This is a genomic window from Pseudomonas chlororaphis (assembly GCF_001921865.1).
Classification (GTDB): domain Bacteria; phylum Pseudomonadota; class Gammaproteobacteria; order Pseudomonadales; family Pseudomonadaceae; genus Aquipseudomonas; species Aquipseudomonas chlororaphis_D.
Genome location: NZ_MSCT01000019.1, coordinates 436,563 through 458,349 on the forward strand (window position 1 = coordinate 436,563; position 21,787 = coordinate 458,349).

20 protein-coding genes are annotated in these 21,787 nt (G+C 66.7%); 8 read left to right on the top strand and 12 right to left on the bottom strand.

Features of this window, described 5'->3' with window-relative positions; translation table 11 throughout:
* Window positions 1-25 precede the first annotated feature (25 nt).
* Complete coding sequence (locus BTN82_RS22225; RefSeq protein ID WP_075121234.1) at window positions 26-688, bottom strand: LysE family translocator; 663 nt, start codon at window positions 686-688, stop codon at window positions 26-28.
* A gap of 253 nt (window positions 689-941) precedes the next feature.
* On the opposite strand from BTN82_RS22225, the gene alaC reads away from it, so the two are divergent.
* Window positions 942-2,156, top strand: coding sequence for an alanine transaminase (alaC, locus tag BTN82_RS22230; RefSeq protein ID WP_075121235.1), 1,215 nt, complete (start codon window positions 942-944; stop codon window positions 2,154-2,156).
* Between the two features lie 210 nt (window positions 2,157-2,366).
* Here alaC and BTN82_RS22235 read toward each other — a convergent pair whose 3' ends face one another.
* Both BTN82_RS22235 and BTN82_RS22240 read right to left on the bottom strand, forming a co-directional pair.
* A complete protein-coding gene (locus BTN82_RS22235) occupies window positions 2,367-3,719 on the bottom strand; it encodes a GntP family permease (RefSeq protein WP_075121236.1) in 1,353 nt (450 codons plus the stop codon).
* 81 nt (window positions 3,720-3,800) lie between these two features.
* Window positions 3,801-4,334 carry a gluconokinase gene (locus tag BTN82_RS22240; RefSeq protein ID WP_075121237.1) on the bottom strand — a complete coding sequence of 178 codons (534 nt, stop codon included), beginning with the start codon at window positions 4,332-4,334 and terminating at the stop codon, window positions 3,801-3,803.
* A 215-nt stretch (window positions 4,335-4,549) separates the two neighbouring features.
* On the opposite strand from BTN82_RS22240, the gene BTN82_RS22245 reads away from it, so the two are divergent.
* Window positions 4,550-5,581: a LacI family DNA-binding transcriptional regulator gene (locus BTN82_RS22245; RefSeq protein ID WP_075121238.1), complete on the top strand. Its 1,032-nt coding sequence runs from the start codon at window positions 4,550-4,552 to the stop codon at window positions 5,579-5,581.
* Window positions 5,582-5,588: 7 nt separating this feature from the next.
* On the opposite strand, the gene BTN82_RS22250 is transcribed toward BTN82_RS22245, so the two are convergent.
* A complete protein-coding gene (locus BTN82_RS22250; protein ID WP_075121239.1) occupies window positions 5,589-6,209 on the bottom strand; it encodes a LysE family transporter in 621 nt (206 codons plus the stop codon).
* A 66-nt stretch (window positions 6,210-6,275) separates the two neighbouring features.
* Here BTN82_RS22250 and BTN82_RS22255 point away from each other — a divergent pair, with 66 nt between their 5' ends.
* On the top strand, window positions 6,276-7,199 hold the full coding sequence (locus BTN82_RS22255; protein ID WP_075121240.1) for a LysR family transcriptional regulator: 924 nt from the start codon (window positions 6,276-6,278) through the stop codon (window positions 7,197-7,199).
* A gap of 10 nt (window positions 7,200-7,209) precedes the next feature.
* Here the strand turns inward: BTN82_RS22255 and BTN82_RS22260 are convergent, their stop codons facing one another.
* A complete protein-coding gene (locus BTN82_RS22260; protein WP_075121241.1) occupies window positions 7,210-8,118 on the bottom strand; it encodes a LysR family transcriptional regulator in 909 nt (302 codons plus the stop codon).
* A 134-nt stretch (window positions 8,119-8,252) separates the two neighbouring features.
* Here BTN82_RS22260 and BTN82_RS22265 point away from each other — a divergent pair, with 134 nt between their 5' ends.
* The 4 genes from BTN82_RS22265 to BTN82_RS22280 all read left to right on the top strand — a co-directional run bounded on the left by BTN82_RS22265 (window position 8,253) and on the right by BTN82_RS22280 (window position 11,659).
* Window positions 8,253-8,684 carry a PACE efflux transporter gene (locus BTN82_RS22265; RefSeq protein WP_075121380.1) on the top strand — a complete coding sequence of 144 codons (432 nt, stop codon included), beginning with the start codon at window positions 8,253-8,255 and terminating at the stop codon, window positions 8,682-8,684.
* Between the two features lie 83 nt (window positions 8,685-8,767).
* A complete protein-coding gene (locus tag BTN82_RS22270; protein WP_075121242.1) occupies window positions 8,768-9,397 on the top strand; it encodes a glutathione S-transferase family protein in 630 nt (209 codons plus the stop codon).
* 175 nt (window positions 9,398-9,572) lie between these two features.
* Window positions 9,573-10,994 (top strand): MFS transporter, encoded by a 1,422-nt coding sequence (locus BTN82_RS22275; protein WP_075121243.1) that lies wholly within the window; start codon window positions 9,573-9,575, stop codon window positions 10,992-10,994.
* A gap of 155 nt (window positions 10,995-11,149) precedes the next feature.
* A complete protein-coding gene (locus tag BTN82_RS22280) occupies window positions 11,150-11,659 on the top strand; it encodes a hypothetical protein (protein WP_075121244.1) in 510 nt (169 codons plus the stop codon).
* 67 nt (window positions 11,660-11,726) lie between these two features.
* On the opposite strand, the gene BTN82_RS22285 is transcribed toward BTN82_RS22280, so the two are convergent.
* Window positions 11,727-12,599: a LysR family transcriptional regulator gene (locus BTN82_RS22285; RefSeq protein ID WP_075121245.1), complete on the bottom strand. Its 873-nt coding sequence runs from the start codon at window positions 12,597-12,599 to the stop codon at window positions 11,727-11,729.
* 96 nt (window positions 12,600-12,695) lie between these two features.
* Here BTN82_RS22285 and gstA point away from each other — a divergent pair, with 96 nt between their 5' ends.
* A complete protein-coding gene (gene gstA / locus BTN82_RS22290) occupies window positions 12,696-13,304 on the top strand; it encodes a glutathione transferase GstA (protein ID WP_075121246.1) in 609 nt (202 codons plus the stop codon).
* 4 nt (window positions 13,305-13,308) lie between these two features.
* Here gstA and hutH read toward each other — a convergent pair whose 3' ends face one another.
* From hutH to BTN82_RS22320, 6 genes are all read right to left on the bottom strand, one after another.
* Entirely contained in the window at window positions 13,309-14,793 is a 1,485-nt protein-coding gene (hutH, locus tag BTN82_RS22295; protein WP_075121247.1) for a histidine ammonia-lyase, read from the bottom strand.
* Window positions 14,790-15,794 carry an ornithine cyclodeaminase family protein gene (locus BTN82_RS22300; protein WP_075121248.1) on the bottom strand — a complete coding sequence of 335 codons (1,005 nt, stop codon included), beginning with the start codon at window positions 15,792-15,794 and terminating at the stop codon, window positions 14,790-14,792. The genes hutH and BTN82_RS22300 overlap by 4 nt, the downstream gene beginning before the upstream one ends.
* Window positions 15,795-15,799: 5 nt before the next feature.
* A complete protein-coding gene (locus BTN82_RS22305) occupies window positions 15,800-16,726 on the bottom strand; it encodes an aliphatic sulfonate ABC transporter substrate-binding protein (RefSeq protein ID WP_075121249.1) in 927 nt (308 codons plus the stop codon).
* A gap of 160 nt (window positions 16,727-16,886) precedes the next feature.
* Window positions 16,887-17,900 (bottom strand): ABC transporter substrate-binding protein, encoded by a 1,014-nt coding sequence (locus tag BTN82_RS22310; RefSeq protein WP_075121250.1) that lies wholly within the window; start codon window positions 17,898-17,900, stop codon window positions 16,887-16,889.
* A 66-nt stretch (window positions 17,901-17,966) separates the two neighbouring features.
* Window positions 17,967-20,621 (bottom strand): TonB-dependent receptor, encoded by a 2,655-nt coding sequence (locus BTN82_RS22315; RefSeq protein ID WP_261793013.1) that lies wholly within the window; start codon window positions 20,619-20,621, stop codon window positions 17,967-17,969.
* 206 nt (window positions 20,622-20,827) lie between these two features.
* Entirely contained in the window at window positions 20,828-21,787 is a 960-nt protein-coding gene (locus BTN82_RS22320) for a FecR domain-containing protein (RefSeq protein ID WP_075121252.1), read from the bottom strand.

Below are 21,787 nucleotides of genomic sequence, written 5' to 3' on the forward strand. Positions count from 1 at the left end.
TAGAAGCCAAATCCGACTCGTTGGCTCAAAGCGCGGGAAGTTCCGCGACCGCCGCGCCAACGATGAACTCCTGATAGCCGGACAGGATCACGTAGACCGCGAAATAGCAGAAGATCGCCGCAGATGCCAGGTAGGAATAGCGCAACAGCTTGTCGCCCAGGAGCTTGCCGCCCTGGGTCGCGGCGAGGCACAGGCCCAGGGTCCAGGCCAGCCCGGCGCAGAAGAAGCCGCTGAGGAACAACCCCGAGCTGGCCACGTCGCCGCCCCCGGAACGGGCAATCAGGGTGCCGCCCACCGCGGCGAACCAGAGGATCGCGCTGGGCGACGACATGGCGAGGAAGATGCCGCGGAAGAACTCCTTGCGCGGCGAACCGTTGTCGGCCTCGCCGACCTCGGCCAGCACCGCGCTGTGGTGGATCGCCGAATAGATCATCTTCGCCGCGAAGTACACCAGCAGCGCCGAGCCGCCGATCCACAGCACCCAGCGCACCGCCGCGTACTGCAGCAGCACGGTCATCCCGGCCAGCGCCAGCACGGCGTAGATCAGGTCGCCGACACAGGTGCCCAGGCCCAGGCAGAAGCCCTGGAAATAGCCGCGCTGCATGGCCAGGGTAATCATCGCGATATTGGCCACGCCGATGTCCAGGCACAGCGAAAGGCTCAGCAGAAAGCCGCTGGTAAACTCCATCGTTCATCCCGTTTGATGCGGTTATTCGAGTGGGGGGTATTTAACGCGGGCGGGCCGGGCAAAGACAATGCGCGGCACACGGATCCGCGCACAAGGATGCAAAACCCTGTCCAGGCCGAGTCGATGCCGGCAAAAAAATTGCCGCGCCCCTCTGGACAGCCCCGCGCGCCAGCCCTTATCGTCTGCCCCCAGGCCACCGCAGTGGCCGACGTCGCTCGGACGGTTCCGGGCGCTCACGTACTCCGAGGCAACAATGGCCGAACAAGGTTCGCCGCGCCGCTTTGCGCGCATCGATCGACTCCCCCCCTACGTTTTCAATATCACTGCCGAGCTGAAGATGGCTGCGCGTCGGCGCGGCGAAGACATCATCGACTTGAGCATGGGTAACCCCGACGGCGCGACTCCGCCGCACATCGTCGAGAAACTGGTCACCGTCGCCCAGCGCGAAGACACCCACGGCTACTCCACCTCCAAGGGCATTCCGCGCCTGCGCCGGGCGATCTCGCACTGGTACAAGGACCGCTACGAAGTCGATATCGACCCGGAAAGCGAAGCCATCGTCACCATCGGTTCCAAGGAAGGCCTCGCGCACCTGATGCTCGCCACCCTGGACCAGGGCGACACCGTGCTGGTGCCCAACCCCAGCTATCCGATCCACATCTACGGCGCGGTGATCGCCGGCGCCCAGGTGCGTTCGGTGCCGCTGGTGCCGGGCGTGGACTTCTTCGAGGAACTGGAACGGGCCATCCGCGGCTCGATCCCGAAACCGAAGATGATGATCCTCGGCTTCCCGTCCAACCCCACCGCCCAGTGCGTGGAGCTGGACTTCTTCGAGCGGGTGATCGCCCTGGCCAAGCAGTACGACGTGCTGGTGATCCACGACCTGGCCTACGCCGACATCGTCTACGACGGCTGGAAAGCCCCGTCGATCATGCAGGTGCCGGGGGCCAAGGACATCGCGGTGGAGTTCTTCACCCTGTCCAAGAGCTACAACATGGCGGGCTGGCGCATCGGTTTCATGGTCGGCAACCCGGAGCTGGTCAGCGCCCTGGCGCGGATCAAGAGCTACCACGACTACGGCACCTTCACCCCGCTGCAAGTGGCGGCCATCGCCGCGCTGGAAGGCGACCAGCAGTGCGTGAAGGATATTGCCGAACAGTACCGCCAGCGCCGCAACGTGCTGGTCAAGGGCCTGCATGAGCTGGGCTGGATGGTCGAGAACCCCAAGGCCTCGATGTACGTCTGGGCGAAGATTCCCGAAGCCTACGCGCACCTGGGGTCGCTGGAGTTCGCCAAGAAGCTGTTGGCCGAGGCCAAGGTCTGCGTCTCGCCGGGCGTGGGGTTCGGCGAGTACGGCGACGACCATGTGCGCTTCGCCCTGATCGAGAACCAGGACCGCATCCGCCAGGCCGTGCGCGGTATCCGCGGCATGTTCCGCGCGGACGGGCTGGTGCAGAAAGGCGGCTGATCCAACGCGCTGGCGCGCTATCGCGAGCAAGCTCGCTCCTACAGAAGAGCAGGCACAAAAAAACCGCAGCGATGCGGTTTTTTTGTGCTTGCGAACACCGTGTAGCCGCTGCCGCAGGCTGCGTACGACCGCGCAGCGGGCGCCGCTCTTCAGCTCGCAGGAGGTCCTGCGGACCTTGCGCAGCCTTCGGCAGCGGCTACAGGAACCCCATCAGACCACCAGCGACAACAGCAGGATAAAGATCAGGCCGACCACCGAGAGGATGGTTTCCATCGCGGTCCAGGTCTTGAAGGTTTCCGCCACGGTCATGTTGAAGTACTGCTTGACCAGCCAGAAACCGGCGTCGTTGACGTGGGACAGGATCAGGGAACCGGCGCCGGTGGCCAGCACCAGCAGCTCGCGGTTGACCCCCGGAATCATGCCGACCACCGGCACCACGATGCCCGCGCCGGTGATGGTGGCCACGGTCGCCGAACCGGTGGCGATACGAATCACCGCCGCCACCAGCCAGGCCAGCAGGATCGGCGAGATCTGCGCATTGACCGCCATGTGGCCGATCACGTCGCCCACGCCGCTGGTCACCAGCATCTGCTTGAAGCCGCCGCCGGCGCCGATGATCAGGATGATCGCCGCGGTCGGCGCCAGGCTGGCGTCGAGCAGCTTGAGGATCTGCTTGGAACCGATGCCCTGGCGCGAGCCGAAGGTGTAGAGCGACAGCAGCAAGGCCAGCAGCAGCGCGCTGATCGGGTGGCCGATCATGTCCATCCAGATGCGGAAGAAATGCCCGTCCGGCAGCGCCACGTCGGCGAAGGTCTTGAGCAGCATCAGGAACACCGGCAGCAGCACGGTGATCAGGGTCACGCTGAAGCTCGGCAGGTTCTGCGACGTGTTCTCGCGCGCCAGTTGGTCCACCAGTTCCTGGTTAGGATGCCCCGGGATGTACTTGGCGATGAAGGTGCCGTAGATGGGACCGGCGATGATCGCGGTCGGCAGGGCAACGATCAGGCCGTAGAGAATGGTCTTGCCGATGTCGGCGCCGAACACGCCGATGGCCAGCAACGGGCCCGGGTGCGGCGGCACCAGGCCGTGTACCGCGGACAGGCCGGCCAGCAGCGGGATGCCGATCTTGATGATCGACACGCCGGTGCGCCGGGCGACGATGAACACCAGCGGGATCAGCAGCACGAAGCCGATCTCGAAGAACAGCGGGATGCCCACCAAGAATGCAGCGAACATCATCGCCCACTGCACCCGCTCCTTGCCGAACGCGCGGATCAGGGTCTGGGCGATCTGATCGGCGCCGCCGGACTCGGCCATCATCTTGCCGAGCATGGTGCCCAGGGCCAGGATGATGCCGACGAAACCCAGCACCCCGCCGAAGCCGTCCTGGAACGCCTTGATGATCTTGTCCACCGGCATGCCCGAAGTCAGGCCGAGGAAGCCCGCGGCGATGGTCAGGGCAATGAAGGGATGCAGCTTGAATCGGGTGATCAAGACGATCAGGCCGATGATGGTGACCACTGCATCTACCAGCAGATAGGTCTCTTGGGACATGCCAAACATGGGGGGTTGCCTCCGGTTTGTTGTTTTTATTCGCTTAAAAACGTGAGCCGAGTGGGATAGCGCTATCTATGGAAGCCAAGCTTAGCGGGACGAATCCAGCCCGTGCTCCTGCCACCAGCCATGGGCCTGTTCGGCCAGGCGGTCAACGCTGTGGATGGTGGCGTCCAATGCCAGGGTCAGCGGTTCGCCCACGGGAGATTCGAGGGTGGCGAACTGACTGTCGATCAGGGTCGAGGGCATGAAATGCCCCGGCCGGTGGGCCACGCGTTCGGCGGCCACCTGGGGTGTCAATTGCAGGAAGACGAAGCCCAGGCCCGGCGTGGCGCTGCGCAGGCGGTCGCGGTACTTGCGCTTGAGCGCCGAGCAGGTCAGCACCGGACGCTGGCCGGCGGCCAGGGCGCGGCGCAACTCGTCGCACAGGCTGTCGAGCCAGCCGGCACGGTCGTCGTCGTCCAGGGGAATACCGGCACTCATCTTGGCGATATTGGCGGCGGGGTGGAACGTATCGCCTTCAATGGCCGTGGCGCCGCTGCGCTGGCACAGCGCGTCACTGACGCTGGACTTGCCGCAGCCGGCAACGCCCATGATGACCAGGGCGGTGATGGGTTGACTCATGTAACACCTCAGCGCGCAGACAGCGCTACCTTCGCTCTTGGAAATGCTAGTGCAAAAATAGTTTCTGCCGACGCCTTCTTGTCATTTTTGTGGGTTGCCGCGTATATAGGCCGCGAAACCAAAGAGTGCGGGTCAGGCCGACCGCGCTCACGCATTGCAGCTGTTTCGAGACAGCGCTACCTTAGTGACTTGAATTTTGTTTGGCAAGCCGTCTGATGACCTCCTCCAAGAACGATAAAAATACCCGCACCACCGGGCGCCCTACCCTCAACGAAGTCGCGCGCCTGGCGGGCGTCAGCCCGATCACCGCCTCGCGCGCGCTGCGCGGCATCGACACGGTGGCCGCCGAGCTGGTGGAGAAGGTGCAGAAGGCCGCCCGCGAGCTCAACTACGTGGTCAACCCCGCCGCCCGCGCCCTGGCTTCGGCCCAGAGCCATTCGGTGGTGGTGCTGGTGCCGTCGTTGTCCAACCTGCTGTTCATCGAAACCCTGGAAGCCATTCATCAGGTCCTGCGGCCCAAGGGTTTCGAAGTGCTGATCGGCAACTTCCACTACTCCCCCGACGAAGAAGAAAACCTGCTGCGCAACTACATGGCCTACCAGCCGCGCGGCTTGCTGCTGACCGGTTTCGAACGGACCGACAGCGCCCGACGGATGGTCGAAGGCAGCAACGTACCGTGCGTCTACATGATGGACTTGAACCCCGGCGCCGGCCTGAACTGCGTGGGTTTCTCCCAGCACAACGCCGGCGAGACCGCCGCCGAGCACCTGATCTCCCGCGGCCGCAAGCGCCTGGCCTATATCGGCGCCCAGCTCGACCAACGCACCCTGATGCGCGGCGAAGGCTTCCGCCGCGGCCTGGAGAAAGCCGGGCTGTACGACCCGAGCCTGGAAATCCTCACCCCGCGTCCGTCGTCGGTGGGCCTGGGCGGCGAGCTGTTCCTGCAACTGATGCACAGCCGCCCGGACGTCGACGCGATCTTCTTCGGCAACGACGACCTGGCCCACGGCGCCCTGCTCGAAGCCATGCGCTGCGGGATCAAGGTCCCCGAACAAGTGGCGGTGATGGGCTTCAACGACCTGCCCGCCTCCGCGCACATGGTGCCGCGCCTGAGCAGCATCAGCACCCCGCGCGAAGCCATCGGCCGGCGCGCCGCCGAGCAGTTGCTGACGCTGATGGCCGGCAATGCGGTGACCCGCCCGGTGGTCGACATGGGCTTCGAGCTCAAGGTCCGCGAAAGCACCTGAGCTGCGTTCAGGCGCGCAGGCTCAGGGCGCTGAGCAACACGCCGAAGCCCACCAGCACCACGCCGAACACCTGGTCGATGCGCCGCTTGTAAGCGATGAGCCGGGCGCGGATACCCGGCGCGGAAAAGAACAGCGCCACGGCCACGAACCACAGCACGTGGGCCAGGACAATGATCGCGCCATAGCCGACCTGCACTGCCAGCGCGGTGCCCGGCTGCATCACCTGCATAAACAGGCTGACCACGAAAATCATCGTCTTGGGGTTCAACGCGTTGGTCAAAAAGCCGGTACGCAAGGCCGCCCAGGCCGAAATATGGCGCCCATCGCCCACCGCCTCCAGCGTCTCGTCGGCCGGCATGCGCAGCATCCGTACCCCGAGATAGACCAGGTACAGCGCGCCGGCGATTTTCAGCACGTTGAACAGCAGCAGCGACTCCTTGACCAGCAGCCCGACGCCGAACAGCGTGTAACCGATATGCAGCATCACCCCGAAGCCGATCCCCAGCGCCGTGAGCACGCCGTGGCGACGCGACAGCACCAGGCTGTTGCGGGTGACCATGGCGAAATCCGGCCCCGGGCTAAGTACCGCGAGAAAGGTGATGGTGATTACCACTAACAGTTCAGTCATTTTCAAACGCCTTCGCTATAGAATCCGGCCCATACTTTATGGGCACCCATAGCCACAGGGCGAACGATGAAAACTGACACTCCTGGTGATAAAAACTCACAAACAATTCATCGACGCCTGCCGCCCCTGAGCGCCCTGCGCTGTTTCGAGGCCGCCGCCCGCCTGGAGAGTTTCACCCGCGCCGGCGAAGCCCTGCACCTGACCCACGGCGCCATCAGCCGCGCCGTGCGCGCCCTGGAGGACGACCTCGGCACCCGCCTGTTCGAGCGCCGCAGCCACCGGGTGTTTCTCACCGACGCCGGCCGCGAACTGCTGCACAGCGTGGCGAACGCCTTCGACCTGATCGACGCCGCCGCGCGCAAGCTGCGGGCGCCGGCCCAGCGCGCGCCATGGGTGCTGTCCTGCGAGCCGACCCTGCTGATGCGCTGGCTGATTCCGCGGATCCCGGCCTTCTTCGCCGCGCACCCGGATATCCCCCTGCAACTGGTGGCCGGCGGCGGCCCCTTCGATTTCGGCCAAGGCATTGACCTGGCGATCCGCCGCAACGATTTCCCCTGGCAGCGAGGCACCCAGGCGCAGTGGCTGTTCGACGAGGCCATCGGCCCGGTGTGCCGCCCGGAGCAGGCCGCCCGCTGGACCCGCGACGACAGCGCCAGCGTGCAACTGGCGGACCGCGCGCCGCGCCTGCACAGCGCGACCCGGCCGCAGGCCTGGGATCGATGGTCGGACCTCAAGGGGCAGCAACAGGCGCCGGGGTCGGAGCAGGTCTTCGAGCATTTCTACTTCAGCCTGCAAGCGGCGGTCGCCGGCCTGGGGCTGGCCATCGCCCCCTGGCAACTGGCGCGCGACGACCTTGAGTCGGGGCTTTTGGTCGCGCCCTGCGGTTTTATCGCCGACGGCAGCGCCTACTATCTGCTGTCGCCCGAAGCCATCGAGCCCGACTCGCCCGTCGCCTGCCTGCTCGACTGGCTACGCGAGCAAGCCGCCTGAGAAGCGTGGCTCAGCCCCGCCCGTCGGCCAGCGCCGGGTCCTGGCCGCCGAGCAATTGCACGAAAGCCTGGGCGGCCTTTTGCAGCGGCTGGTTCTTCAGCCACACCGCGTGCACCGGCAGCAACAGGCCGTTGTCGATGTTCTTGAAGGTCAGCCGCCTGAACCGTCCGGCCTCGAGCAGCGGCGCGATCACCGACAACGGGAAATTGCCCCAGCCGATGCCCGCCTCGACCATATCCAGGGCCATGGCCAGGCTGTCGGTGCGCCAATAGGACTCGGCGATCAGCGGCCGGGTATCGCGGATCGGCAGGTCGCGGCTGGCAACCACCACCTGGCGCACATTAACCAGCTCCTCCAGGTAGAGGGTGGCATCCGGCGCCATGGGCAGCGGATGGCGCGCGGAAATGCAGGCGATCATCCGCTCGCTGCCGACGTACTGGAAATACTCCAGCACGTTCAGGTTGACCCCGGCGAAAGCCACGCCGACCGCGATCCGGCCGCTGTGCAACAACTGCAACACATCGTCCTGGGGCGCGCTCAGCACTTCGATGTCGAGCAGCGGATGGCGCTCGGCGATCAGCTTGATCGCCGCCAGCACCCGGGCCTTGTCGAGATCCTCGACCACGCCGATGGACAGCCGGCTTTCCAGCCCCAACGACAGTTCCACCGCATGCACCTGCAAATGCTTGAGCTGCTCGGCGATCAGCCGTGCATGGGGCGCCAGGGCGTTGGCCATGGCGGTGGGCACCGGCTCGCGATGGCGGCGATCGAACAAGGGGTAGCCCAGCTCGGCCTCGAGGTTGGCGATACCCATGCTCACCGCCGAAGGCACCTTGCCCAGGGCCCGCGCCGCCGCGGAAAACGAGCCGCGCTCGAGCACGGCAAGAAACAACTGGATGCTGTCGCTGGAGAAATTCATAGGCCTTTATCTATCAATAAAACTGAAAGCTACTGACTTTTTCTGTCAGCCATATTGAAGCTATCTTCTGCCGCCTTCGCCAGCCCTTCCTGCAACAGGACCGGCCCGGGCCCATGTACGCAGAGGAAAGCACCATGCAAGGCATCAAGCGCAAACTGGTTTACGTATCGTTGTTCGAGGTGTTCGGCATGACCTTCTCGGCCCTCGGCCTGGCCTTGCTGTCGGGCGCCTCGCCGAGCAGCACCGGCCCACTGGCGGTGGCGATCACCAGCATCGCGGTGACCTGGAACCTCATCTACACCAGCCTGTTCGAGCGCTGGGAAAGCCGCCAGGCCTCGCGCACCCGCACGGTCAAGCGGCGCATCGCCCACGCCGTGGGGTTCCAGCTGACGCTGATCCTGTTCCTGATCCCGTTGATCGCCTGGTGGATGCACATCAGCCTGGTGCAGGCCTTCCTGCTGGACCTGGCGCTGATCCTGTTCATCCCCTGCTACACCTTCGCCTTCAACTGGCTGTTCGACCGGGTCTTCGGCTTGCCGGCGTCGGCGCTGCCGGACCCGGCCTGAGCCGCGGGGGCAAAATCGCCGTCGCCGCCGCCGGGCGACACTGCTAAATTCCGTGGGCCTCCCCAACCGCCAAGGAACGTCCCATGGGCCCCCTGAGAATTCTCGGTAGAGCGTCATCGATCAACGTCAGAAAAGTACTGTGGACCTGCGAAGAACTGGCGCTGCCCTACACCCGCGAAGAGTGGGGCAGCGGCTTCCAGTCGACCCACAGCCCCGAGTTTCTCCAGCTCAACCCCAACGCCCAGGTGCCGGTGCTGATCGACGATGCCGGCGTGCTCTGGGAATCCAACAGCATCTGCCGCTACCTGACCAGCAAGGTCGCCGGGCAAACCCTGCTGCCCGGCGAACCCCGGGCCCGGGCACTGGTGGAGCAATGGATGGACTGGCAAGCCACGGAGCTCAACCCGTCCTGGGGCTACGCCTTCCATGCCCTGGTGCGGCAGAACCCGGACTACCAGGACCCGCAGCGGATCGCCGTCGGCGTTCGCGGCTGGAACGACAAGATGGGCCTGCTCGAACAACAGTTGGCGGGCAGCGGCGCCCATGTGCTCGGCGCCCGGTTCAGCCTGGCGGATATCGTGCTCGGCCTGTCGGTGCACCGCTGGATGATGGCGCCCATGGAACGGCCGGACTACCCCGCCGTCGCCGCCTACTACGAACGCCTCAGCGAACGGCCGGGCTTCCTGCTGCATGGGCGCAATGGTATTCCCTGAGCCCTCTCGTTCTTCTGTAGGAGCGGGTATTGCCTGCGCCGCGGCACAAATCGGCAAGATGTAACGAAATACGACAATAAATTGCCCCGCCGCGGTCTTTCCGGACCCGCATTCACAATCATTGATTTCCGTTAGCCCGCTAAGATTCCTCTTCACCAAAACCTGGAATCCGCTCATGTCGTCACTCGCCCCCACAGTCGCCACCGACGGCCTCGACCCGCTCCGCGCCGCCGAGATTTCCGCGCGCATCGATCGCCTGCCCGCCGTCGCCAGCGTCTGGCGCCTGATAGCGCTGCTGTCGATCGGTGGTTTCTTCGAGCTCTACGACCTGTTCCAGACCGCCTACATCAGCCCCGGGCTGATCCGCGACGGCCTCTTCGCCACCGGCAGCGGCGGCGTGTTCGGTTTCTCCGACCAGGCCGCCTTTGCTTCGGCGACCTTTCTCGGCCTGTTCCTCGGTGCCAGCCTGCTGAGCCCGATCGCCGACCGTTTCGGGCGCCGGGCGATCTTCACCTTCGCGCTGATCTGGTACACCGTGGCCACGGTGCTGATGGGCGTGCAGACCTCGGCCCTGGGCATCATCGGCATGCGTTTTCTGGTGGGCATCGGCCTGGGCATCGAACTGGTGACCATCGACGCCTACCTGTCCGAGCTGGTGCCCAAGCACATGCGCAGCTCGGCCTTCGCCTTTGCCTTCTTCGTGCAGTTCCTCTCGGTGCCGGCGGTGGCGCTGATGTCCTGGTGGCTGGTGCCGCAGGACCCGTTCGGCATTGCCGGCTGGCGTTGGGTGGTGCTGGCCAGCGCGGTGTTCGCGCTGTTCATCTGGTGGCTGCGCTCGCGCTTGCCGGAGTCGCCGCGCTGGCTGGCCCAGCACGGGCGCTTCGCCGAGGCCGAGCGGATCATGGACGGCCTCGAGGCACGCTGCGTCAAGGATCACGGCAAGCCGCTGGACACTCCGCGCCCCGAACCCCTGGGCGTCCAGGGCACGGGGCGTTTCGCCGATATCTGGCAACCACCCTATCGGCGCCGGGCGCTGATGCTGATCGTGTTCCATGTGTTCCAGGCCATCGGTTTCTTCGGTTTCGGCAACTGGCTGCCGGCGCTGCTCTCGGGCCAGGGGGTGAGCGTCACCCACAGCCTGATGTACGCCTTCATCATCACCCTGGCCTATCCGCTCGGGCCGCTGCTGTTCGTCAAGTTCGCCAACCGCTTCGAGAACAAATGGCAGATCGTCGGCTCGGCCCTGGGCGCCATGACCTTCGGCACCCTCTTCGCCTGGCAGAGCACGGCCCTGGGGCTGATCGCCTGCGGGGTCATGATCACCTTCTGCAACGCCTGGCTGAGCTTCAGCTACCACGCCTATCAGAGCGAGCTGTTCCCGACCCCTATCCGCGCCCGGGCGGTGGGGTTCTGCTATTCGTTCAGCCGCTTGTCGACGGTGTTCAGCAGCTTGCTGATCGGTTTTTTCCTCGACCATTTCGGCACGCCCGGGGTCCTGACGTTCATCGTCAGCAGCATGTTGATCGTGATGTTCACCATCGGCCGCTTCGGCCCGCGTACCCGCAACCTGGCCCTGGAAAGCATCGCCCACCGTTGAGCGGTCGCCGCTGGCCGCCAGCGGCAAAGGTTGTCCGCCGCGGGCCGCCGGCCTGCCGGGCGACCCGCGCAAAGCCTCGGCACAGAGCCCTCGCCGGCAGCGGCATGCAAATTGCTGCACAACGCGCGTCAACCCTTAGCCACAGGTACCCAATCATGTTGGTCAGTGCCCAGAAAAGCTCGGCGATCCAGCCCAGCCAGCGGTCCGATACGGACCCGTCCACCGCTGCCGCCAGCGCGCTGTACAGCGGTTTGATGCAAAACGTGCAGAACGCGGCGAACGCCCAGGCGTCGCAGACCGTGCAACAAGCCAGCAACACCGTCAGCGACAACGTCTCGGCCGCCTTCGCCAAGACCCGCGTGCTGTTGCAGGCCACCCCGCCGACCACCAGCAGCGCGCAGACCACCAGCGCCACCCAGGGTTCGGCCCTGGACGAGTTCAAGGACTACATGAGCAAGTCCCCGGAGCAGCGCCTGCGCGACCAGATCCTCGAGGAGATGGGCATTACCGAGGAAGACCTGAAAAACATGCCGCCGGAGAAGCAGCAGGCCGTGGCTCAGGAAATTGCCCAGCGGCTCCAGGACAAGATGCAGATGGCACAGGTCGAGAAGGACGCCAACGGCGTCGATAAGCAAGTCGTCGACAAGTTCCTCGCCGCGCTGTAAACGGCCGATTGAAACCGGGCTCCCCCCGCCTGAGCCCGGTTTCAGGGCCCCACTGCGGCGGCCGCGCTCAATCCTGGCCCAGCATCTCGAGCAAGGCCCGCAATGCCGGCGACGGCTCGCTGCCCTCGGCCAGCACCAGGGCAAACGAGCGATGGACAGGCACGTCCAGGGGCAGCACGCACAGGCCCTGGCGCTGCTCCGGCAAGGTCATCTGCGGCACCAGGGTCACCCCCACCTGCTCGCGCACCAGGGTGAACGCACTGCTCCATTCCCGTACCTCGACCCGCACATCCTGCAACACCAGGCCGGCCTCCGCCGCCAGGCTGCGGGCATTCACCGAACAACCGCCGGTGGCCAGCACGAAGGGTTGGCTCACCAGTTCCTGCAAGCTCACGCCCTGCTCCTGGGTGCGCCGCGCCAGGGCATGCCCCGCCGGCAGCACCGCCACCCAGGTGTCGCGCCCCAGCAGCCCGACACTGCGCCGGGGCGCGGGGTTGAGGACCACGCCGACATCGATCAGCCGCGCTTCGAGCAAGGCTTCGACCTCGTCGTCGCTGACCTCCAGCGCCACCACCTGAATGCCCGGGTACAACTGCTTGAAACGCCGCAACAGCGGCGGCAGGAAGGCCGCCAGCACCATGGGAAAACTGGCCAGGCGAATGGTCCCACGCTGAATGTCCCGGCTGGCGTCCGCGGTGTCGCGGATGGTCTGCAACGCCGCGAGCATCAGCCGCGCCTGCTCCACCACTTGCCCGCCGATAGCCGTGGGCAGGGTCTGCCGGCCTTCGCGGCTGAACAGCTGCACGCCCAGGTTGTCCTCGAGCAACGCCAACGCCTGGCTGGCGCCGGACTGGGTCATGCCGACCCGCTCGGCGGCGCGGGTGATGTTGCCGGTGTCCGCCACCGCCACCAGCATGCGCCAGTGCATCAGGTTCATCATGGCAGTAGCTGTCCTTATGGGAATTTTCTGAAAGAGTAATTTTACTGCGGGCAGCGCGAACTATGACACTGGCGTCCCCTTTCCGGAGAGTCCCCCATGAAGTTGTATTTCTCGCCCGATGCCTGCTCCCTGGCCCCGCATATAGTGCTGCGCGAGCTGGCCCTGCCGTTCGAGCTGATCCGGGTCGACAACCGCAGCAAGACCACCGCCGACGGCGCCGATTTCCTGGCGATCAATCCCAAGGGTTATGTGGCGGCGCTGCAACTGGACGACGGCCAGGTGCTGAGCGAAGGCCCGGCGATCCTGCAATACCTGGCCGACCTCAAGCCCCAGGCGGGCCTGGCGCCGGCCAACGGCAGCTGGTCGCGGGTGCGCCTGCAAGAGATGCTCAACTTCGTTTCCAGCGAGATCCATGGCGGCCTCGGCTGGCTGTTCAACAGTGAGTTTCCCGAGGCCACGAAGGCGCAGATCCGGCAAAAGCTGTTCAAGCGCCTGGGGTTCCTCGACCAGACCCTGGAACAACGGAGCTACCTGCTGGGCGAAACCTTCGGCGTCGCCGACGCCTACCTGTTCACCGTGCTGCGCTGGACCGCCGGCTTCGCCATCGACCTGCAGCAATGGCCGGCGCTGGCGCGTTTCCAGGCCAAGATCGCCCAGCGCGAATCGGTGCAAGCGGCGCTGACAGCCGAAGCCGCCCTGTCGTAGGCGCCTACGGGAACCCCAGCCCGCCGTCCTCGATAAACCGGCTCAGCGCCAGCACATCCACCGAGCCTGGCCGGTCCTGATCGAGGAAGGCCACCTGGCTGCGCACCGCGCGGTGGATGCGGGCGCTGCCAACCCCCAACCGCAGCGTGCCACGCAGGTCGACGGCCTGGGCCGCGACGATCAGCTCGATGCTCGCCAGCCAGCCCAGGCGCTGGGTCAGTTGTCGGGTTTTCTCCACCACCGCCAAGGCCTGGCCAGCGTAGTCCTCGACCCGGTCGGCCACCGGCACGCAGACCGCCGGCAGCGGATTGGCCAGATGGCCGATCTCCGCCAACAGCGCCGCGGCGGTACGTTGCAGGGCAGCCATGCCAACATGCCCGGGTTGCTCGATCAAGAAGCGCGGCAGCTCGCTGGACGAAGGCGACAGCAGCTTGGCGATGCGCTCGGCACTGCACGCCGCCGCCCGGCTCAGGGCCAGCCCCAGGCTTTCCCCGGCAAGGGCCAGATGGGTGCTGTCGAAATTGGCGGTGGCCAGGACTTGGCGCTCCTCGTCGATCAGCGCCGGGTTATCGGCGCCGCTGGCCAGCTCCAGTTCCAGGTGCTCGCGCAGCTGCGTCCAGGCCTGCCGCGCCGCGCCCTGGACCGCGCCGGCACAGCGAAAACTCAGCGGGTCCTGCAAACGCCGGGCGCTCTGCGGCTGCTCCAGCTCGCCGCCGGCCAGCAAGCCCAGGAGCGCCGCCGATTGCTCGGCCTGGCCGGCGGCCGGGCGCAGCCGCGAGGCCCAGGGCTGGAACGGGCTGAGGTTGGCCCGATAGCCTTCGCACGACAGCGCCAGCGCTGCCAGCAAACTGTCCAGGACACAGTCGGCTTCAGCCAGCAACAAAGCGCCCAGGCCGACGCTCGCGGCATTCGCCGAGACCAGCGCCAGGCCGTCCTTGTCCGTCAGCCGCGCCGCTGGCAAGCCATTGCGCCGCAAGGCCTCGAGGGCCGGCAACCGCTCGCCGCGCCAGTGCACCCAACCCTCGCCCACCAGCGCCAGGCTCAGGTGCGCCAACGGTGCCAGGTCGCTTTCGCCCAGGGAACCGAGCAACGGCACCTCGGGCTCGATGCCGGCGTTGAGCAAGGCCAGCAGGCTGTCGGCGCTGGCCGGGGAAATCCCCGAACGGCCCTGGGCCAGCCCGGCCAGCCGCGCGGCGATCATCGCCCGCAGCTCCTGGCCTGTGGCCAGGCGCCCGACGCCCACGGCGCGACCCAGGGGGATGCGCCGTTGCAGATCGCTGTCCGGCTGGGCCAGGGTCACGTCCACCGCCGCACCCAGACCAGTGGTCACGCCATAGATCGAATCGCCTGCGGCCATCCGCTCGCGCAACAGCCCATGACCGGCGGCGATCCGTTGTCGGGCGGCCGGGGTGAATTGCAGCGCCGCGTCCTCGCGGGCCACCCGCAGCAGGTCGGCCAGCGCCAGGCCTTCGGGCCCCAGGCCGATCATGCGAAACGCAGCCGCTGGCCAATGCCCAGGCGCCGGGCCTTTTGCAGCAGCGCGTGGCCCAGGGCGATATCGCTGAGGCTCAGGCCGCGGTGCCAGAACAGGATGGTTTCATCGGCGCTCTGCCGGCCGCTGCGCACGCCGGCGACGATCTGCCCAAGCTCGGCGTGCAGGGTCCGTTCGCTGAGTTTGCCGGCCTCGACGTGGGCCCGCAGCGCACCGAACATCCCACCCTTGCACTGGCCCCAGTCGTCCACCACCAGTTTGTCCATGATGTCGGTCAGCGACAGCTGCACCGCGCTCATGGTGCCGTAGGGCACGACAAAGGCCCCCGGCTTGATCCACTCGGTGCGCAGCAACGGCTCGGGCTGGTTCAGCCGCGACGCCTCGACCACGATGTCGGCGCCGCGCACCGCGCTCTCCCAGTCGTGGGTGACGACCACCGGCTTGCCGAGGTCGCGGCGCAGGCGCTCGGCGAAGGCCTCGCGGCTGTCCTCGCGGCGCGAGTGCACGCGGATTTCCTCGAAGTCGAACAGATGGTCCAAGAGCCGCACGTTCCAGTACGCCGTGCCGCGGGCGCCGATATGGGCCAGCACCTTGCTGTCGGGGCGGGCCAGGTACTTGGCGCCGAGGGCGGTGATCGCGCCGGTGCGCATGTCGGTGATCGCCGAAGCATCGAGGATCGCCTGGGGTACCCCGGTGGCCGGGTCCAGCAGGTTGAGGATCGCCAATTCCGACGGCAGGCCCAGTCGGTAGTTGTCGACGAAATCGCCCACCACCTTGACCCCGGCGCGGCCGATATCGCCGCCCAGCACGCCGCGCAGCACGTTGAAATGGCCGTTGATGGCGCCGCCGGGAATCAGGTGGGTGCGCGGTTCGATCACCGCCTCGCCCTGGCCCTGGATCGCCAGGCTGGCTTCGATGGCGGCGAGGATCTCGTCATTGTCCAGGGCCAGCTCGGCGATGTCCGGGCCGTTGAGAAAATCGATGTAGATCGGGCGCATGGCAGTCACTCGCTCTTGAACACGGCCTGGTCGATCCGCACCGCCTTGGGGATCAGCCGGTTGGCCAGGAACAGGTCGGCGGTGCGTTGCTGGCTGGCGACGACCCGGGCGTCGATGCCTTGCAGCGGCGCCTGGGAACGATGGCTGAAGTAGCGCTCCACCACCGGCCGTTGCAGACCGAGAATCCGCGTCATGCTGTCGATGCTGGCGTCGCGCTGGTCGAAGGACAGCTGCTGGGCCGCGCCGAACGCCTTGAGGATCGGCGCCACAGCGGCGCCGTGCTGGCGCACGAAAGCGCCGCTGGCGATATAGAAACTGCCGCCGGAATCCAGGCCCTGGCCGTCGCTGAGCAGGCGCGCGCTACCGTCGAGCAGGGCCGCCGAGTAGTACGGGTCCCAGATCACCCAGGCATCCAGCTTGCCTTGCTCGAACGCTGCGCGGGCGTCGGCCGGCGACAGGTACACCAGGTTCACGTCGGCGAGTTTCAGGCCGGCTCGCGCCAGGCTCTTGAGGAAGAAATTGTGCGCGCTGGAGCCCTTGAGCAGCGCCACCCGCTTGCCCTTGAGGTCGGCCAGCCCCTGCGCCTGGCTGGCGCCGGGCACCAGGATGGCCTCGGTCTTGCCATCGCTGGGCTCGACGCCGATGTATTGCAGGTCAATGCCCGCGGCCTGGGCGAAGATCGGCGGGATGTCGCCGATATTGCCCACGTCCACGCTGCCGCCGTTCAGCGCCTCGATCAACTGCGGGCCGCCGGGGAACTCGATCCATTGCACCTGGGTGCCGGGCAAGGCCTGCTCCAGCAACTGGTGCTCGCGGGCCAGGACCATGCTCACCGAGCTTTTCTGGTAGCCGATGCGCAACGTCCCGGGCTCCCCGGCCTGGGCCAGAGACGCGGCGAGCGTGAACAACAAAACAACAAGACCCTTGAACATCGATGACTCCCAAACGAATTGAAAACACACGGCCTCTGTAGGAGCGAGGCTTGCCCGCGATAGCGATTTGCCTGGCGCACTGCGTCGCCTGCATCGCCGGCAAGCCTGGCTCCTACCAAAGCCGAGCCACGCCGGTTGTGGAAGCCGGCCTGGCTGCTGGTTACAGGGCGGCGCTGACGCGGCTGGCGATATCGGCCGGCAGCCAGCCCTGCCACACCTGCGGCTGTTCGCGCAGGAACGCTTCGGCGACCTGGCGCGGCGGCTGGCGGGTTTCGCTCATCTGGCCCAGGGTGCGGTTCAGCAGGTCGATTGGCAGGTCGACTTTTTCAAAGAAACTCACCAGTTCCGGGTACTGCGCCTTGAACGGCGCGGACACGCCGATGGCCAAGTGCGCCGGCATCGAGCGAGTGCCTCGCGGCTGGGGGTTGCCGGCGTCGGCCAGGGTCTTCCAGGCCTCGGCATCGAAGGCCGGCTCTTCCAGCTTCACCAGCTTGAACTTGCCCAGCAGCGGGGTCGGCGACCAGTAGTAGAACAGCACCGGTTTGCCGCGGCGGATCGACGAGCTGACCTCGGCGTCCAGGGCCGCGCCGGAACCGGTGCGAAAGTTCACGAAGCTGTCGCTCAAGCCATACGCCTTGAGCTTCTGGCTGTTGACGATCTCCGAGGTCCAGCCGGTGGGGCTGTTGAGAAAACGCCCGCGGCCCGGGTCTTCCGGGTCGCGGAACACCTCCTTGTAGCGCGCCAGGTCGGCCACCGACTTCAGCTCGGGGGCCAGTGCCTTGATGCCGCGCTCGGGGTCGCCCTTGATCACGTACTCCGGCACCCACCAGCCCTCGGTGGCGCCCTTGACCGTGTCGCCCAGGCCGAACACCTTGCCCTCGGCTTCGGCCTTGACCCAGGCCGGACTGCGCCCGGCCCACTCTTCGCCGATCACCTGGATATCGTTCTTGGCCAGCGCCGCTTCCAGGCTCACGGTGCTGCCGGGCAAGGTCTCGGTCGGGTAGCCGTAACCTTTCTCGACGATCAGCCGCAGCACCTCGGTGATCAGGCTGCCGCTTTCCCAGGTGATGTCGCCGAACTGGATCGGCGCCGGTTTGTCTGCCGCCGGCGCCTGTTGGGCCAACAGGCTGAAGGTCAGCAACGAGGTGCCGAGCAGGTGTTTGATGATGTTCATGGTGAACCTCTTGCGGGTCGTTCAGGGGCGGCTGGCGCCGCTGCGCTCAAGGCAGCGGCGCCAGGGTCAGAAGTCGTAGGTGAGCTTGGTGTAGTAGAAGGCCCCCTCCGGTGCCGCCGGCGACAGGTAGCTGTACTGCTGGCCCGGGGTCTGGCGCAGGCGGCTGTTGAAATCGTCGGGCTTGCTGTCGAACAGGTTGTTGGCGCCCACCGACAGCCGCAGCTGGCGGTTGAAGGCGTAGTTGACGTCCAGGTCGGTGATCCACTGCGCGGCGAAGGTCTGGTCGTACTGCGCGTTGGCCGCCGAGGCCGCGTATTTGCGGTACTCGCCGTAGCGGGTCTCGGACAGCGCGACGGTCCAGGGCCCGTAGCGATGGATCGCCCCCAGCACCAGCTTGTCTTCGGGGTAGCCGTGTTCGAGGAAGCCCTGGGCCTCGCGGGTCAGCACGTCGAAGCCGAACGGGTTGGAATGGATCTTCTCGATGGTGGTGCGCGCCTTGGTGTAGCCGGCCGACAGGCTCAGGGCGCCAAAGCGCTGCAGGTCGAGGTTGTACTTGCCGACCACGTCGACGCCGCGGGTGCGGGTGTCGGCGGCGTTGGTCATGAACTGCGCCCAGGTGTACTGGCCGAACCCGGCCTCGCTGAGAATCCGCTCGGCGTCCGGCCCGGAAATGCCGCCGCTGTAGAGCAGCCGGTCGCGGATCGAGATCTGGTAGGCGTCGATGGTCAGCGACGCCTGCTCGCTCGGCCGCAGCACCAGGCCCAGGGAATAGTTGGTGGACTTCTCCGGTTTCAGCGGCTGCGCGCCCAGGGCCCGGGCCGCCGGGTGGTCGGCGGGGAGCATGCGGGTCAGCACCGGGTTGCCGTTGATATCGACGTTGGTGGTGGTGGTCCAGGAAGTGCCGATCTGCCCCAGGGTCGGCGCGCGGTAGGCGTTGTTGACCGTGGCCCGCAGGCCCACCTGCGGGGTGAAGTCGTAGCGCGCCGAGAGCTTGCCGGTGGTGGCCGAGCCGAAGTCGGAATAGTGCTCGGTGCGCCCGGCGAGGCCGAGCTGGAATTTGTCGGTGACCTGGTTTTCCAGGCCGAAATACAGCCCGCCGACATGCCGCTTGTAGGTCCCGGCGTCGTCCGGGGTCAGGCCGGACGCCTGCACCGCCCCCACTTGCACGCCGTCGATGCCGCCGAAGGAATAGGAGGCGTAGTCGCCCTCTTCCAGCCGGTACTGCTCGTCGCGGTAGGCCACCCCCGCCGAGACGGTGAGCGGGTGCGTCGACCAGGCGACGTCCAGGTCCTTGGCGTAATCCAGGGTCAGGTTGGTCTGTTCGTTGACCAGCGTGGCCACGTCGAACTTGGTCGGGCTGTTGGCGCCGTAGCTCGGGTTGACCGTGTTGAAAGCCAGCTCGTCGTGCTTATCGCGCCCGTAAGTGGCGCTGAGGTCGAAGCGCCCGATGCTCTCGTCCTCGTAGCGGCTGCCCACGGTCAGCGCGCCGTCCTCGTAGCGGTAGCGGTACTTGGGAATGGTGCCGTTGGGGTAGATCGCGGCGACGTTGTTGGGGTTGCTGGCCAGCAGCGGCGGCGTGTTGTTGACCGACTTGTCCTGGCCGAAGGTGGCGAAGCTGTAGAGCCGCCATTGATCGCTGAGGCCGACTTCGGCGTTGGCCGCCAGGTTGTATTTGTCGCGCCCGGCGCCGCCCCAGCGCGGGTCCTGCCACTGGCCGCCGGCTTCGTATTTATCGCCGATGTCCGTGGGTTTGTTGTTCAGGCCATTGAAGCTCAGGGTCAGGAAGCCGTCCCCCGGCAGGCCCAGGCCGTACCAGCCGTCGGCGCTCTTGCTGAAGCCGTCGCCCTGGGCGTACTGGCCCAGTTGGGTGTTGAGCTGGCCGCCGCTGTCGCGCTCCTTGAGCACGATATTCACCACCCCCGCCACCGCGTCGGAGCCGTACTGCGCCGAGGCGCCGTCGCGCAGCACTTCGACATGGTCGATGGCGCTGATGGGGATCATGTCCAGGTCCACCGGCTGCGCGCCAATGAACGGCACGCCGCCGGAGATGTTGACCACCGCCGAGGCATGCCGGCGCTTGCCGTTGATCAGCACCAGGGTCTGGTCCGGCGACAGGCCGCGCAGGGACGCGCCCTTGGGGTTCTGCCCGCGGGTGGCGCTCTGGTTCTGCGGAAAGTTGAACGACGGCAGCAACTGGAACAGCGCCTGGTTGAGGCTGGTGGCGCCGGTCTGCACCAGCTCCTGGCTGTTGATCACGTCCACCGGCGCGCTGCTGGTCAGGGCCGTGGCGTCGTTGCGCCGGGTGCCGATGGCCACCACCCGGTCGAGGGTCGGGACCGCGGCGTCGCTGAGCTGGGCCTTGGCCTTGCTGCCGGTCGCGCTCGACGCCGGCGGGCCTTCCTTGATGATGAAGGCGCCGTCCGGGCTGACCTGCACTTGCAGGCCAGTGCCGCGCAAGGCCGCCGTCACCGCCTGCTCGGCGGACAGCGAACCGTCGACCGTGGCCGACGAATAACGGCCCAGTTGCGGGGTAAAGGAAATCACCTGGCCGCTCTGGCGGCTGATGTTCAACAGCACCTCGTCCAGCGGGCCGGGCGCCAGATGGTACTGCTGGCGGGCTTCTTCGACCCCCTGGGCAACGCTGAAAAACACGGCGGCCAAGGGGCCGACGGCCAGGGCCAGGCGCGAACGCCGCTGCACGGTTGTGGATGTACGCAAAATGACTTCCCCCAGAGAAATCCAACGACGCTGCTCCCCGCAGCGTTTACGGGAGTGATGTGCAACGGCCGGGGGAAAACTTGCAGATCGTTTGGTTATGGTCTTAGAACCCACGAACACGCTCGCGATGGCGCCTTGCCGGATGCACCGCGGCGCCTGGATCGCCAGCAAGCTGGCTCCTGCAGGGGTTGTGTGGGGTCGCATGGTTCTCATGCGGCACTCAGGGTCACCCACAGCTCGGTGTGGCGGGTGATGCGGATCGGCAGGGTACGGGCCAGGCTGTCGAGGATCTGCTGCGGGTTGTCCAGGCGAAACAGGCCGCTGACCCGCAGCCCGGCGATGGCCGGGTCCAGGCGCAAAACCCCGCGCCGATACGGGCGCAACGCCTCGACCACCTCCGACAACGGCGTGTCGCGCAGTTCCAGCAAGCCCTCGACCCAGGCCGTGGCGCTGCTGCGGCTCGGACGCACCGGGCCGAAACGGAAAGCGTCGTAGGCCACCTCGTGGCCGCCGGGCAATTGCAGGCGCTCGCCGCCGCGCCGGACGATGTCCAACGGGCCGTCGAGCGCCACGGCCTGCCCCTGGCCGTCACGTTCGCGCAGCAGCAGGCGTTTGCCGCCAACCTGGATTCGCGCCTGTGCGGTGTGGATGAAAAACGGCCGGGACGGATCGCTGGCCAGGCTCAACAACAGCTCGCCATCCAGCAGTTGCAGGACCCGGCGCTGCCGATCGAAATCGATGTTCGCCGCGCTCTGGGCGTTCAGGCGCAGTTCGCTGCCGTCCGGCAGGGTCAGCGACTGGCGCTGGCCCGTGGTGGTGCGCAGGTCCGCGGTCAACTCGGCCAGAGGCACGCCGCGCTGGCTGACCAGCGCGCCGGCCCCCAACGCCACCCCGGCGCCGAGCAAGGCGCGCTGCAGCACTTTGCGTCGGCTGCTCGGCGCGTTCAGCGCCCGCTGCAAGAGTTCGCCGCCAACGCCCTGGGCAATCGGCACCTGGAACACCCCGAGGCGGGTTTCCAACTGCCGACACAGTTGTTCGTGCCGCGGGTCTTCGCCGCGCCAACGCTGGTAAGCCCGGCGCTCGGCCTCGCTGGCCTGCCCCGAATTCATCAGGACCCACCAGCCAGTGGCGGCGTCGATCAGGTGCTCCTGACTCGGTTCGCGGTTCAT

Bases quoted from the DNA above. Each gene is read 5' to 3' on its own strand.
- BTN82_RS22225 (WP_075121234.1), bottom strand. From the start codon at position 688: ATGGAGTTTACCAGCGGCTTTCTGCTGAGCCTTTCGCTGTGCCTGGAC.
- alaC (WP_075121235.1), top strand. From the start codon at position 942: ATGGCCGAACAAGGTTCGCCGCGCCGCTTTGCGCGCATCGATCGACTC.
- BTN82_RS22235 (WP_075121236.1), bottom strand. From the start codon at position 3,719: ATGTTTGGCATGTCCCAAGAGACCTATCTGCTGGTAGATGCAGTGGTC.
- BTN82_RS22240 (WP_075121237.1), bottom strand. From the start codon at position 4,334: ATGAGTCAACCCATCACCGCCCTGGTCATCATGGGCGTTGCCGGCTGC.
- BTN82_RS22245 (WP_075121238.1), top strand. From the start codon at position 4,550: ATGACCTCCTCCAAGAACGATAAAAATACCCGCACCACCGGGCGCCCT.
- BTN82_RS22250 (WP_075121239.1), bottom strand. From the start codon at position 6,209: ATGACTGAACTGTTAGTGGTAATCACCATCACCTTTCTCGCGGTACTT.
- BTN82_RS22255 (WP_075121240.1), top strand. From the start codon at position 6,276: ATGAAAACTGACACTCCTGGTGATAAAAACTCACAAACAATTCATCGA.
- BTN82_RS22260 (WP_075121241.1), bottom strand. From the start codon at position 8,118: ATGAATTTCTCCAGCGACAGCATCCAGTTGTTTCTTGCCGTGCTCGAG.
- BTN82_RS22265 (WP_075121380.1), top strand. From the start codon at position 8,253: ATGCAAGGCATCAAGCGCAAACTGGTTTACGTATCGTTGTTCGAGGTG.
- BTN82_RS22270 (WP_075121242.1), top strand. From the start codon at position 8,768: ATGGGCCCCCTGAGAATTCTCGGTAGAGCGTCATCGATCAACGTCAGA.
- BTN82_RS22275 (WP_075121243.1), top strand. From the start codon at position 9,573: ATGTCGTCACTCGCCCCCACAGTCGCCACCGACGGCCTCGACCCGCTC.
- BTN82_RS22280 (WP_075121244.1), top strand. From the start codon at position 11,150: ATGTTGGTCAGTGCCCAGAAAAGCTCGGCGATCCAGCCCAGCCAGCGG.
- BTN82_RS22285 (WP_075121245.1), bottom strand. From the start codon at position 12,599: ATGATGAACCTGATGCACTGGCGCATGCTGGTGGCGGTGGCGGACACC.
- gstA (WP_075121246.1), top strand. From the start codon at position 12,696: ATGAAGTTGTATTTCTCGCCCGATGCCTGCTCCCTGGCCCCGCATATA.
- hutH (WP_075121247.1), bottom strand. From the start codon at position 14,793: ATGATCGGCCTGGGGCCCGAAGGCCTGGCGCTGGCCGACCTGCTGCGG.
- BTN82_RS22300 (WP_075121248.1), bottom strand. From the start codon at position 15,794: ATGCGCCCGATCTACATCGATTTTCTCAACGGCCCGGACATCGCCGAG.
- BTN82_RS22305 (WP_075121249.1), bottom strand. From the start codon at position 16,726: ATGTTCAAGGGTCTTGTTGTTTTGTTGTTCACGCTCGCCGCGTCTCTG.
- BTN82_RS22310 (WP_075121250.1), bottom strand. From the start codon at position 17,900: ATGAACATCATCAAACACCTGCTCGGCACCTCGTTGCTGACCTTCAGC.
- BTN82_RS22320 (WP_075121252.1), bottom strand. From the start codon at position 21,787: ATGAACCGCGAACCGAGTCAGGAGCACCTGATCGACGCCGCCACTGGC.